Below are 12244 nucleotides of genomic sequence, written 5' to 3'. Positions count from 1 at the left end.
ACGAGGGAAGCATGAGAGAACGATACTGCCGCGTCTGCGGCGGCTGGCACCAGCTCGACAAATGGCCGCACAACTGCATGCCGGTTCAGAACCTTGCGCAGTCGGATCTGCCGGCGCCGCATTTCGTCAGCGACAGCATCGATATCCAGTCGATGCATGACGGCCAGCATTACACTTCGAAGGCCAAGCTGCGTTCCGCCTACCGGGCGGCCGGCGTGGTCGAGATCGGCAATGAAAAGCCTCAGCCGATCGAGACGCCGAAGACGGATCGAAAGGCGATCCGGAACGAACTGCGGCGAGTTCACGCCGAATACAACGCCTGAACGGGCATCAATCCCCGAAATAGGAAACATCCGACATGGAAGACCTGATTAACGAGGCCGGCAACGGCAGCGAAGACCTCGGCACGTCCGCCGAAAAGCCGATCAGCATCCGCGACAGCCTCAGAGCTGCGATCGACAGCGCTGACGGTAACGTCTCGGCGTCCAGCAGCCCGGATCGACAGCGCGACGAACACGGTCGCTTTGCCCCGAAGGAGGCAGACAAGAATACAGCCTCCCCACAGGCAGCGGCAGACAAGACGGCCGCAGCCGGCGGCGCTGCTCCAGCAGCCCAGCAAGCTACCCAGGCACCAGCCCAGGCGGCAGAGCAGCAGACCCCGACCACGCACCGCGTCCCGCCTGGCTGGGCGCCAGAGGCAAAGGCCCAGTTCGGAGCGCTTCCACCCGAGGTGCAGGCAGCCATTTCGAAGAGAGAGCAGGAGGTCGATAACGGCTTCCGTGTTCTCCAGGACTACAAGGGGCTCGAGGAGTTCACGCCTATCGTAAGGCAGGCCGGCACGACACATGCCGATGTCATGCGAAAGGCGATCGACTGGGAACAGTCGCTTATCCGCGATCCCGTCAACACAGTTATTCACGTCGCCAAGATGGCCGGAGTAAACCTCTCAGCCCTCGTCAATGGTCAGACGGAACAAATCCTGCAGCGCCAGCCGCGGCAGGCACAGCAACAGCCGCGCCCTCAGCCCGTCAACGTCGAGGCCACTGTTGAACAGGTACTTCGGAAGCGAGACACTGAAACTCAGGTCAATGCCTTCATTTCCGACCCAGCAAACGTGCACGCCGAAGCCGTTCTCGACGACATGATCGCCCTCATCAGCGCAGGGCGAGCAGTGAACCTCAAGGACGCCTACGACGCCGCATGCTGGATGCGTCCGGACATTCGTCAGCAGTTGATCAGCCAGACTGCGCAGCCCGCGATCGATCCGAATGCACAGAGAGCCGCCGCGGCCGATCAAGCCCGCAAGGCATCTCGCTCCATCTCCGGCTCATCGGCACCGGGTCCGACCCGTGGCGTGGCGGCCGACCAACCAACCTCCATCCGCGACTCGCTTCGCAGCGCTATGCACGCTGCGCGCGGTCAGGTGTGATCAAAGGAAGTGATCCATGGCAATCTCGCCAAATCTCTCTGAAATCGTGACCACGACGCTGCGCAACCGCAGCGGCACGGTCGCCGATGACGTGACGAAGAACAATGGTCTTCTCTCTCGTCTCAACAGCCGCGGCCGCAAGAAGCCCATCTCCGGCGGCCGCACCATCGTTCAGGAACTGCAGTACCAGGAAAACAGCACCTTCAAGCGCTATTCCGGCTACGATATCCTCAACGTCCAGCCCTCCGACGTCATCACGGCTGCCGAATACGACCTCAAGCAGGCCGCGGTCGCCGTCTCGATGTCCGGCCTCGAACAGCTGCAGAACTCAGGCGAGGATGCGATCCTCGATCTGCTTGAGCAGCGCATCGAGAACGCCGAAACCACGCTGAAGAACAACATCGCGCTCGACTGCTATTCCGATGGCACGGCCGATGGCGGGCGTCAGATCGGCGGCCTGCAGCTCTTGGTCTCGACCTCTCCGACGTCTGGCACCGTCGGCGGCATTTCGCGCGCCACCTGGGGTTTCTGGCGCAACCAGAAATTCTCGGCCTCGGCCGACGGTGGTGCCGCCGCCTCGAACGCCAACATCCAGAGCTACATGAACCGGCTCTACATGTCCTGCGTTCGCGGCTCCGACGCGCCTGATCTTGTTGTCGCCGACAACAACTTCTTCCGCCTCTACTGGGAATCGCTGCAGGCAATCCAGCGCATCACCTCGGCGGACAAGGGCATGGCCGGCTTCCAGTCGCTCCAGTACATGGGCGCCGACGTGATCTTCGATGGCGGCTTCGGCGGCGGTGCGCCTCTCAACCAGATGTTCTTCCTGAACACCAAGTATCTGTTCTACCGCCCGCACCGCGACCGCGACATGGCTCCGATCGGCGACGAGCGCATGAACACCAACCAGGACGCCTTCGTGCAGCTCATGGGCTTCGCCGGCAACCTCACCATGAACAACGCCTTCCTGCAGGGCGTGTTGTTCGCCTGATCGTCAACGAAAGGAAAAGCAAATGTCGGTCGCAACAATCCAGTCCGATCGTCTTGGCGCGAACCCGTTCGTCGTCGAAGGCCCGATCGTTTCCGGCTCCGGTATTCCGGGCCCGAACTTCTCCCTCGGCGCCGTCGCCGGCGGGGACCGCGAATCCGAATGGGTCTATTGCCAGCTCGTGCTGGCCTCGCAGACCACCCTTCAGCCTGGCCAGTGGTTCCAGTGGACCAAGGATTATGTCGCCTCGCTGCTGACCACGGCGGCTGCCGTCGTCGGCCAGCGTTGCGGCGTCTTCTCGGGTGCTGCCCAGCCCCCGACCATCACGGGTGGCCCGATCGGTGCCATCACGCTCGCCGCTGGCACTTACTACATCTGGCTGCAGCGCAATGGCCAGGCTCCGGCTCTGATCTCCACGGCGACCGCAGCCCTTGTGGTTGCCGAAACCACAACGACAGCAGGCCTCGCAAATGCTCCGGCCTCTGCCACGGCAACTACCAAGGCTATCGCGAACGTCAATTTCGCGGCGGCCAATCAGACGTTTACGGCAACCACTGTAAACGGTTCGGCTGTTCTGACGAGCTTGGGCGGTCTCAGCGCGAATGCAGGCCCGTTCATCGGTGCGGCTGTCTCTGGCACCGGTATCCCCGGCGGCACGACTATCAGCGGCATCACCTACACGCCGAACAACGTCATCCAGAGCATCACGCTCTCGGCCAACGCCACGGCGAACGGTACAGGGATCACCATCACCGCAACGGGCGTGCTCGAAGCAACGCTGATGCGTCCCTTCCTGTCGAAGGTGAACTAAGGAGGCTGTCATGTCCCTGAAGGATGATCTTCACAAGAAAATCGCCGCCGACCGCGAGGCCGGCCGCGACATCTCCCCGGTGATTGAGGAACTCATTCTGATGATCGCCGAGAAGGTCGAGCCGCCGGCCGCCAAGAAGGCAGCTCCCGCAAAGTCGACCGACACCAGCAAGTGATAAACGGCGGGCGCTCCGGCGCCCGTTTCCTTTCCCCGCCATCAACAGCGAGACAGCACCATGGCCGACAGCAACACCGGAATTTATGCCTCCTTCAGCCTCGAACCGGTCGAGCAGAGCTTTCTGACGGAGAAGGAAGGGCGCCCGATCTTCGCCGATAGGGAATTTGTGCGCATCTTCATCGCCGGCGACAAGCACACCGAAGTCTACCGCGAGGTAACGGAGAACGACAAACTCCGCTTTTCTGACGCCTATAAGCGGTTCAAGGAGGGCGCAGAGGCTCGCGAGCAGCTTGTCGGCACTCCACTGGCGCAATGGGCCTTCCTGAAGCCCAGCCAGATCAAGGAACTGGAAGCGATCAACATCTATACCGTTGAGCAGCTTGCCGCGCTCTCGGACACCGCCAAGCAGAAGATCGGTATGGGCGCGAACGAACTGGTCGCCGCGGCGCAGGGCTATCTTGCATCCGCGCAGGACTCGCGAGCCGCTTCGGCCTTTGCCGCTGAGAACGAGCGTCTCAAGGACGAAGTCGGCCGCCTGCAGGATCAGATGAAGGACATGGCCTCGCGCTTCGAGGCGATGGAAAAAGAACGCCAGGGTGGCCGCGGCCGCGCAGCTGCCTAAGCCGGAGAACCGCGCATGTCGCTCCTGACCATCATCCAGAACGTATGCGCGGAAATCGACCTCGATCCGCCGACGGCCGTCATGTCGTCTGCGGATCCACAGATAAGGCAATTGCAGATCCTGTCGTATCGCGCGGGAAAGGACCTGCTGAAAGATCATGATTGGTCTGTGCTGACGACCACAAGGAATTTCGCGGCGACCGGAGCAATCCCTGAGCCTGCCGAGCCGCCCGTCGACTTTCAGCGCTTCGCCGCCAATTCGGTGGTCTGGAACACATCCCGCCTCTGGCAGCTCAATGGCCCTGTCGAGCCGCAGACCTGGGAGCGGAACACCATCCTCAATTCCAACCCGGTCCCGCAGATCTACCGCATGCTTGGCGGCAAGCTGGCGTTCTTCCCGAATGATGTCGGTGAAACACTGCGCTACGAGTACGTCTCGAAATACTGGATCGCGGTCAACGGCGGCACGACATATGCCGAAAACTGGTCGAACGATACCGATACGGCTCGTTTCTCCGAAGACCTTCTCGAGCTTTCGCTGATCTGGCGCTGGAAGCGGGCGAAGGGGCTGGACTACGGCGAAGAGCTCGAAAACTATGAGCGTGCGAAAGAGGCTGCCGTTGGTGCCGATCGCGCCGCGCAGCCAATAAGCCTGTCGATGCCGAACCGCGGCGAAGTCCCTGACAATTACTGGCCCGGCATCATCACGGTATGACCAGAAAACCCATCCCTCCGAACGGGCGCACCGGCCGCGTTTCGCCAAGCAAAGACTGGATCGCGCCCACTGGGGGCTGGCGAACCGACGTCGAGATGGCGGACATGCCGAAAGACGCTGCTTTCCAGCTCGACAACTTTTTTCCCGAGGCCAACCGGGTCCGCGCCCGCTATGGCAATTTCGCCTTCGCAACGGGTCTCGCTGCCAACGTGCAGACGATCATCCCATATGTCGGGGTGAGCAATCGTCTGTTTGCCGCCGCCGGGGCCAAGATTTTCGACGTGACGGCCGGCGGTGTCGTGGGGGCAGCAGTCGTGTCTGGCCTAACCAGTGCACGATGGTCAGTCCAGCAATACACCAACCCGGCCGGCCAGGAATATCTTCGCCTCGTCAACGGCGTCGATCTGCCGCTGCTCTACAACGGCACGACGTGGACGAACAACATTCTAGTCGGCACGGCAACTCTCGCCACACAGAACGTATCGGTGAAGGCGGTCCAGTATACTCTGAGCTTCTTCGGGACCGGCTCTGTAACGCTTTCTGGCGCCTTCGCAGGCGTGTTGAACGGGACGGGCGTTGGCAACCGCGTTACGCTGACGTTCACGCCGACAGCCGGCACGTTGACGCTCACCGTGGCCGGTTCGGTGACCAATGCTCAGTTGGAAACTGGCGCGGTGGCCACGCCCTATGTCTCGTCGACGATGATCACCGGCATTCCGGATTCGTCGCTGCTGATCGCCGTGACGGCATATCGCTCGCGACTCTGGTTCATCGAGAAGAACTCGACAAACGTCTGGTATCTCGCCACCGATGCCGTCAGCGGCACGGCGACGGTTCTGCCGGTCGGCGGCAACATGAAATACGGCGGCACGCTGGTCGGGATCGGTGTCTGGACCATCCCTGTCTCCACCGGCCTGCAGCAGTGCCTGGTGCTGATGTCCTCCGAGGGCGAGATCATCGTCTATCAGGGTTCCGATCCGTCCAGTTCAACGAACTGGGGATTGCTCGGCACGTTCAAGCTCGGGCGTCCGCTCGGAACCGATCGCTGCTTTTTGTCTGTCGGCGCCGATCTGGCGATCATGACGACCGATGGCATTGTGCCGATCACCAAGGCCGTGCAGCTCGATCGGGGTGCAACAAGCTTGGGAGCCATCACAGCGAAGATTGGACCAACCTGGCGCGAGACAGTGGCGACGGCCGGCACCACGTCGGACGAATGGCAGCTTTCGAGCTTCCCGGCTCGCCAGATGGCAATCGTCAACCTGCCGTCGTCTCTTGGGCCATATCAGTACGTCATGAACACGGAAACCGGGGCATGGTGCCGCTTCGTCGGGCTTCCCGCCTCCTGCTGGGGAAACTGGCAGGACCGGCTGTTTTTCGGAGCGGCCGACGGGAGAGTTTACGAAGCAGAAGTAGGGGCAAATGACAACGGCGCGGCGATCGACGCCCTCCTGGTCGGGGCATGGAACCGCTACGGCGAAGACTTGGCGACCAAATTTTCGAAGCTGATCGGGGTGACGGCGCAGATCGGTGTTTCGACGCTGATGTATGCCGGCATGTCGTTCGACTACCAGACGAAGATACCGACAGCGCTTCTGTCGGCCATCGAAAACAATGCGGCGGCAAAATGGGGCTCTGCGATTTGGGGTGTCTCGAAATTCCCCGGTACAGCGGTCGTTCGGAAATTTGCGTCAGCAGGTGGCGCCGGCTCGGCGCTCGCGCCGACGATCCGGGCGCTGATCTCGGGTTCTTCTGGGTCAGTATCTGAAGCGGCCGTCGTCGGTGGTTCGGTTCTCTATGAGAAAGGCGCTCCGATTTGATCGTCACCGAGCCCTGCCAGGATATCGCGGCATGGGTAGGTGGCAAGATCGGAGTGACGTTCCATCCGCCGTTTACGGCCATGGCCCAGATCGAGCGCGGCCGGATCATCGCCGGTTACGTTTTCAACGTCTGGACCGAACACGATGTCGAGGTCTCGCTCGCTGCCGATCGCCTGTCGGCAACTTTAATGCGGGCAGCCTTCCGATATGTCGTCGACCAACTTGGCTGCCGGCGAGCAACGTTCAGGACGCGCGCTGACAACATCGCTGCCCAGCAGGCGCTCGAAAGGCTCGGCGCACGCCTGGAAGGGCGGCAGACGGCTTACTTCGGCGACTGCGACGCGCTGCTCTATGGAATTTTGAAAGAGGACTTTCCCTATGGTCTCCACGCCGAAGGCACCTAAAGCACCCGACCCGACGCAGACCGCGGCGGCGCAGACAGCGACGAACGTGGACACCGCCATCGCCAATGCGGGCTTGAGCCACACCAACCAGTACACGCCGGACGGTTCGCTGGAATACAAGGTCAGCGGCTACCAGACGATGACCGACCAGAACGGCAAGAGCTACCAACTGCCGACCTATTCGGCATATCAGAGCTATTCGCCGCAGAACCAGGCGATCTATGATCAGACGCAACAGACGCAGCTCGGGCTTTCCAAACTCGCCAACCAGCAGACCGGCAAGATTTCCGGCATCCTCGGCACCAATGTCGATCTGAGCGCCGGCAATGTCGACAAATACGTCAACGATCACTGGCAGTCCGGCTTCGACAACCAGTGGGACCGCGATCAGGCAAGCCTTGATCAGAGCCTCGCCGACAAGGGCATCTCGATGGGCTCGGCCGCCTATAACAATGCGCTGCGTGACTTCAGCACGCGCAAGCAGGCCGCCTCCGACCAATATCTAGGCGACATGTATTCCAACGCTCAGAACTCGATCTTGACCGAGCGAAACCAGCCGCTGAACGAGATTTCGGCGTTGATGTCTGGGTCTCAGGTCAATCAGCCTAGCTACGTCAATTCGCCGACAACGCAGTTGCCCACGGTCGACCAAGCTGGCCTCATCAACGAAAACTACAATCAGCAGATGGGTGCTTACAATTCGCAGGTGTCGAAGTCGAATGCTGCGATGGGCGGACTATTCGGATTGGGCTCTGCTCTGCTTGGCGGTTGGGCAATGTCCGATCGCCGGCTGAAGCGCGACGTTCATCAAATCGGCGTCACGGAAGCGGGCATCCCAATCCACGAATACGAATATGTCTTCGGCGGCGGCCGGCAGGTTGGCGTCATGGCCGATGAGGTCGAGCGTATCTTCCCTGAGGCCGTCGCAGAAGGTCCTGGCGGCTTCAAGATGGTCAATTACGCGGAGGTTCTGTGATGGGTTTCATCTTCGGTGGGGACACCGGCCAATCGCAGGAAAGTGTCACCGACGCGCGCAAGCGTCTCGCTGCAGCGATGCTTCAGCAGGGCACTGACACCAGCCCCATTCAATCGCCTTGGGAAGGTGCCGCGCGCATGGCGCAGGCGCTGATGGGTGGCCTCGCGGTCCGCAAGCAGGGCGAGCTGCAGAGCGCCGCCGACGCGCAGCTCATCTCCGCAATCACTGGCCAACCCTACACCCTGCCTGAGAAGCCGGCCGGGTTCCTGTCGTCGATCTTCGGCGGTAACAAGGCGGCAAATCCCGGCGCTACCGGCTCTTCGATGCCATCCGCTGATGCAGGCGGCAACATTCCCCCGACAAAGCTCACCGACAATGACGTTTCGAGCGGCTTCATCGATACCGTCAAAAGTGGGTATGATGTTAATGGGCAAAAGCTCGCCGTCACGAACCCCTATGGCCTTGCAGCTATTGCCGCGACAGGACAGGCAGAGAGTGGATTTTCTCCGGCTAATGTAGGCAGGACTTGGAACGATGGCGCCAATGACGCAGGTGGCATCATGTCGTGGAATGGTCCTCGCCTCGCCAACCTGCAAAAGTTTGCCGGTGGAACTAACGGCACGCCTCAACAGCAAGCCCAGTTCTTCCTTCAGGAAAATCCTGGTCTCATAGCAAAGTTGAATAATGCCAAGAGCGTTGCCGAAGCGCAGCAGATTATGAACAACGCATGGGCATTCAAGGGCTATGACCAGCCGGGGAATCCGAACGCTGCCCATCGCCTTTCTCTAGCAAATTCGTACCTGCCGCGTTTTCAGGGTGCGACTGGCGGCGCAGAAGAAGCAAGCCTCGATCTGCCCGCATCGCCGATCCAGCCGCCGCCGGTCAATCCTTCCGCGCCTGCTCCGCAGCCTGGCTATACCGATCCAATGTTAGCGCCGCGCCCTGACGCACCTCCCATGCCGCAAGCTGGCACTCACGGCGACGTCGCAAGCCTCGATCCGTCGATCGGCATCCCCATGCCTGGCGTGGCGGGCCAGATGCGCGCATCCGCTCCGGCGCAGCCCATGCCGACACAGGGAGTCCCGCAGGCTGCGTTGTCGTCTTTGCCCACGTCCACGGTCGGCCCGACGCCGAACGTCGCCAGTGTGCCTCCTGTTGATCAGCAGCAGCCAGCCCCGGCGCGTCTTGCCCAAGCATTGAACGGTGCTTCTCCTCAGCAAGCAGCAAATCCTATGGCGGACCCGCGCGCGCAAGCCCTCGTCAAGGCGATGATGAACCCGAACGCGTCGCCGCAGGTGAAGGCAATGGCGGCGCAGTCGCTACAAACCCTGATGAAACCGCCGGAATACGGGTTTCAGGTCCTTCCGGACGGAACCGTCCTGCGGACCGACCCGAGAACGGGCACCCTCTCGCCTGTCTACCGGTCGGAAATGTCGCCGGCCGATCAGGCAAAGCTTGACTTCGAAAGAGAAAAATTCCGGCAGGAGCAGGCAAACCGGAACACACTCACCGCGAAAGATGAGGCAGACGTCGATCTCAACCGGGATAAATTCGACTTTGAAAAGAACAAGCCGATGGTCGTGCAGTCTGGCGAAACACTCTTCAGCCCAGGGCAGGAGCGCGTCGTCTACCAGGGCACCGGCTACAAGCCGGAAGATGTGTCGAACCTCCGGAAGGAAATCCAGAACCTCCCAACCTACAAGAGCTATCAACAGGCGCTTCCCTCTTATTCGTCGATGGTCGACACGGCGAAGACGGACTCGAAAGCATCCGACCTGAACCTCGTCTACGGCCTCGGCAAGATCATGGATCCGAACTCGGTGGTCCGTGAGGGCGAGATGGTGATGGTCAACAATACCTCGAGCCTGCCCGACTGGCTGCAGGGCGCGATCAACAGCGTCAACGGTGGATCTCGGCTCGAGCCCGCAACGAGAATGGCAATCCTCAATGAGGCGCGGAGCCGCATGTCTGCCTACCGCGGCGCGTTGGACAACGACATGTCCCAGTATCGGGGCATCATCGGCCGGCGCGGCATGAACGAGGCAGACGTGCTGCCGACACTTGGCGATATTGCGGAAGTGCCAAATCTGAGCCCGCCGCCGGCGGCGAATGTGGGCGCGCCTCCGGAAGGTATCCCAGCTGATGTATGGGGCGCGATGACACCCGCGGAGCGTAAGCTATGGCAGAAATGACACCCGAACAGCAGCAGGCTCTGGCAATCGCAGCCGCGCGGCTGAGGCTTCAGAGGCAGCCGCAGCAGCCTCAAGGCCTACCGGCAGACGACGCCATTTCAGTCGCCAGAACAGGTGCCGGGGGACTCCTCGAAGGTATTCCTATCGCTGGGCCGATCATCCGCGACTGGACGGAGCGAGCTGCAGGAGCAACACTCGCGGCATTCTCGGACGAGACCTATGATCAGGTCATGGATCGCATCCATGATGCGAACAGAGCGGAAAAAGAGGCGAACCCGATCGTCGATAAGGGCGCGCAGATAACAGGAGCCGTTGCCGGGACTATACCGGCGGTCATGGCTGCCCCCGCTGCATTTGGAGCAGGCGGCGGAAGTCTGCTCCTGCGTTCGGGTATCTCGGGGTTAACGGGCGCGACAATTGGCGGCGCGGACGCTGGTGTTCGCTCAGGAGGTGATGCTGAGAAGATCAAGGAAGGCATCACCCTGGGCGGCCTGTTTGGTTTGGGTGGTCCCGTGGCCGGAAAGGTCATTGGGGCTGGAGCCAGATCGCTCGTCGATGTACTCCGCACTCGTGCCGCAGCGCGAGTGGCTGGCATGGACCCGCAGGCGTTCGGCTATTTCCGGCGGGCAGTGACAGACGACGGCTTAGACGCGGTGACGTTGCCCCAGAGGCTGCAGGAGATGGGATCAAAGGCTATTCCGGCAGACCTTGGCCCGAACCTTCAGAAGCAGGCCGGTGCGCTTGCTGCGACGCCCGGAGCTGCGCAGACAACGATTCGGACGACGCTCGCCGATCGAGCCGCGGGCGCCAACGCCCGAATTGGTCAAACGATCGACGAAACGACTGGTCGAAACGTCGTCCCGTCGGAGGTCCAGGCAGATATCGCCGCAAACCAGAATGCACATTCGCCGCTCTATCGCGAGGCATTCCGCGAAGCCAGGCCTTACAGTACCGAGCCAATTGCATCCGCGCTGGAGGCTGACATCAGCCGTCTTCGCGGCCCTGCGCAAGCTCGGCTGCGCCAAGTGCGCGGCATGCTGAACGTCGCTGACTCCAATGTTCTGTCTACCGATCCCGGCGTCATGTTTCAGACCCGCCAGGCGATCGATGGACTTTTGAAAACGGAAATTGACCCGAAGGTGATCTCCGCGTTGACCGAAGCTCGTCAGATGCTCGACGACGGCCTCACGCGCGCTGTCCCGCGCATCAAGGAGATTGATGCTGGATACGCCGAACTTGCTCGTCAGGACGAGGCGGTGACGCGTGGTCAGCAGGTGTTGGATAGTGGACGGACCGCGCCTAGGCCCTCTGAGCTCGCGGGAGAGGTCGAACGCGGCGCTCAGCCGCAGGGGATGCAGATCGGGCCTTCAGCGGTGCCGTTGCGGCTGTCTCAGGGTGCCAGGGCCGAGATTGACCGCATAGTCGGCACAAATTCCAACGATATCGTCGCCATGAATAGGCTGATCAAGGGAGAGGGCGATTGGAACCGCGCGAGGCTCGCAACCTTGTTCGGCCCAGAGAAAGCGGAGCGACTGTTCAAAGTACTCGATAACGAGAGCGTCTGGGCCGATACCGCCAACACAGTGACCCGTAACAGCGAAACTGCGGCGCGTCTCGCAGCTCAGAACGAGCTGGGCGGCGGCGCCAGTGGAAATTTTGGTGTGAAGGAAGCATTCAAGGCTGGCGGCTTTCTCGGTGCAGCGCGATCGGCCGCTGTCGATAAGGTCGACGACATCGTCAGGGCGCTTATGTCGAGCGAGACCGGCAATGCAACCCGCGAAAGCCTGGCCCGGGCTCTTATTGGGGAACAGCGTGAAAAGCTGGTCCAAGGGCTTATGAGAGCTAAGGGGATGGGAACGACGCCAGCTTCAGTCGACCCTGTTGTCAAAGCCTTGCTTTTGAACGCCGGAACCTCGCGGACGCGATGACGGATCGATCCAGCAAATGACTAGGTAGAGAGCGATCACGAATAGAACGCCGACTATAACGCCTCCGTTAAAATCGTCACCAACGACATATCTAAGCGCATCCACGCCAGACACGACCGCATAGAGCAATGCGGTCGTCGCGATGATGCAGGCGATTTGCAAGACACGGATCATACCGCAACC

At 61.2% G+C, this 12244-nt stretch carries 12 protein-coding genes; all 12 read left to right on the top strand.

All coding sequences use genetic code 11. The features are described from left to right. Positions 1-11: 11 nt before the first annotated feature. The 12 genes from ELH03_RS17485 to ELH03_RS17435 are packed head-to-tail and all read left to right on the top strand — an operon-like array spanning position 12 to position 12061. Positions 12-323 (top strand): hypothetical protein, encoded by a 312-nt coding sequence (locus ELH03_RS17485; protein WP_130806743.1) that lies wholly within the window; start codon positions 12-14, stop codon positions 321-323. A 35-nt stretch (positions 324-358) separates the two neighbouring features. Then, positions 359-1429, top strand: a complete 1071-nt coding sequence (locus ELH03_RS17480; RefSeq protein WP_130806741.1) for a hypothetical protein — start codon at positions 359-361, stop codon at positions 1427-1429. 16 nt (positions 1430-1445) lie between these two features. After that, positions 1446-2420, top strand: a complete 975-nt coding sequence (locus ELH03_RS17475) for a phage major capsid protein (RefSeq protein ID WP_130806739.1) — start codon at positions 1446-1448, stop codon at positions 2418-2420. 22 nt (positions 2421-2442) lie between these two features. Then, positions 2443-3228: a hypothetical protein gene (locus tag ELH03_RS17470; RefSeq protein WP_130806737.1), complete on the top strand. Its 786-nt coding sequence runs from the start codon at positions 2443-2445 to the stop codon at positions 3226-3228. 10 nt (positions 3229-3238) lie between these two features. Further along, the gene (locus ELH03_RS37460) at positions 3239-3403 is read left to right on the top strand and encodes a hypothetical protein (protein ID WP_165422103.1); all 165 of its coding nucleotides are present in this window, start codon (positions 3239-3241) and stop codon (positions 3401-3403) included. A 60-nt stretch (positions 3404-3463) separates the two neighbouring features. Further along, positions 3464-4027: a hypothetical protein gene (locus tag ELH03_RS17465; protein WP_130806736.1), complete on the top strand. Its 564-nt coding sequence runs from the start codon at positions 3464-3466 to the stop codon at positions 4025-4027. 15 nt (positions 4028-4042) lie between these two features. Next, entirely contained in the window at positions 4043-4741 is a 699-nt protein-coding gene (locus tag ELH03_RS17460; protein WP_130806734.1) for a phage adaptor protein, read from the top strand. Beyond that, a complete protein-coding gene (locus ELH03_RS17455) occupies positions 4738-6561 on the top strand; it encodes a hypothetical protein (protein ID WP_130806733.1) in 1824 nt (607 codons plus the stop codon). The genes ELH03_RS17460 and ELH03_RS17455 overlap by 4 nt, the downstream gene beginning before the upstream one ends. After that, the gene (locus tag ELH03_RS17450) at positions 6558-6965 is read left to right on the top strand and encodes a GNAT family N-acetyltransferase (protein ID WP_130806731.1); all 408 of its coding nucleotides are present in this window, start codon (positions 6558-6560) and stop codon (positions 6963-6965) included. The genes ELH03_RS17455 and ELH03_RS17450 overlap by 4 nt, the downstream gene beginning before the upstream one ends. Beyond that, positions 6940-7941, top strand: a complete 1002-nt coding sequence (locus ELH03_RS17445) for a tail fiber domain-containing protein (protein WP_130806729.1) — start codon at positions 6940-6942, stop codon at positions 7939-7941. Before ELH03_RS17450 ends, ELH03_RS17445 begins: the two co-directional genes overlap by 26 nt. After that, positions 7941-10133, top strand: a complete 2193-nt coding sequence (locus ELH03_RS37455; protein ID WP_165447338.1) for a phage tail tip lysozyme — start codon at positions 7941-7943, stop codon at positions 10131-10133. The genes ELH03_RS17445 and ELH03_RS37455 overlap by 1 nt, the downstream gene beginning before the upstream one ends. Then, positions 10121-12061 (top strand): hypothetical protein, encoded by a 1941-nt coding sequence (locus tag ELH03_RS17435; RefSeq protein ID WP_130806727.1) that lies wholly within the window; start codon positions 10121-10123, stop codon positions 12059-12061. Before ELH03_RS37455 ends, ELH03_RS17435 begins: the two co-directional genes overlap by 13 nt. Positions 12062-12244 lie beyond the last annotated feature (183 nt).

Source organism: Rhizobium beringeri (assembly GCF_004306515.1).
Lineage (GTDB): Bacteria > Pseudomonadota > Alphaproteobacteria > Rhizobiales > Rhizobiaceae > Rhizobium > Rhizobium beringeri.
The sequence above is the reverse complement of the archived record's forward strand: the minus strand, read 5'-3'. Positions and strand labels throughout refer to the sequence as shown.

Coding starts and splice junctions, on each gene's coding strand:
- ELH03_RS17465 (WP_130806736.1), top strand. CDS start 3,464: ATGGCCGACAGCAACACCGGAATTTATGCCTCCTTCAGCCTCGAACCG.
- ELH03_RS17485 (WP_130806743.1), top strand. CDS start 12: ATGAGAGAACGATACTGCCGCGTCTGCGGCGGCTGGCACCAGCTCGAC.
- ELH03_RS17470 (WP_130806737.1), top strand. CDS start 2,443: ATGTCGGTCGCAACAATCCAGTCCGATCGTCTTGGCGCGAACCCGTTC.
- ELH03_RS17475 (WP_130806739.1), top strand. CDS start 1,446: ATGGCAATCTCGCCAAATCTCTCTGAAATCGTGACCACGACGCTGCGC.
- ELH03_RS37455 (WP_165447338.1), top strand. CDS start 7,941: ATGGGTTTCATCTTCGGTGGGGACACCGGCCAATCGCAGGAAAGTGTC.
- ELH03_RS17460 (WP_130806734.1), top strand. CDS start 4,043: ATGTCGCTCCTGACCATCATCCAGAACGTATGCGCGGAAATCGACCTC.
- ELH03_RS37460 (WP_165422103.1), top strand. CDS start 3,239: ATGTCCCTGAAGGATGATCTTCACAAGAAAATCGCCGCCGACCGCGAG.
- ELH03_RS17435 (WP_130806727.1), top strand. CDS start 10,121: ATGGCAGAAATGACACCCGAACAGCAGCAGGCTCTGGCAATCGCAGCC.
- ELH03_RS17445 (WP_130806729.1), top strand. CDS start 6,940: ATGGTCTCCACGCCGAAGGCACCTAAAGCACCCGACCCGACGCAGACC.
- ELH03_RS17480 (WP_130806741.1), top strand. CDS start 359: ATGGAAGACCTGATTAACGAGGCCGGCAACGGCAGCGAAGACCTCGGC.
- ELH03_RS17455 (WP_130806733.1), top strand. CDS start 4,738: ATGACCAGAAAACCCATCCCTCCGAACGGGCGCACCGGCCGCGTTTCG.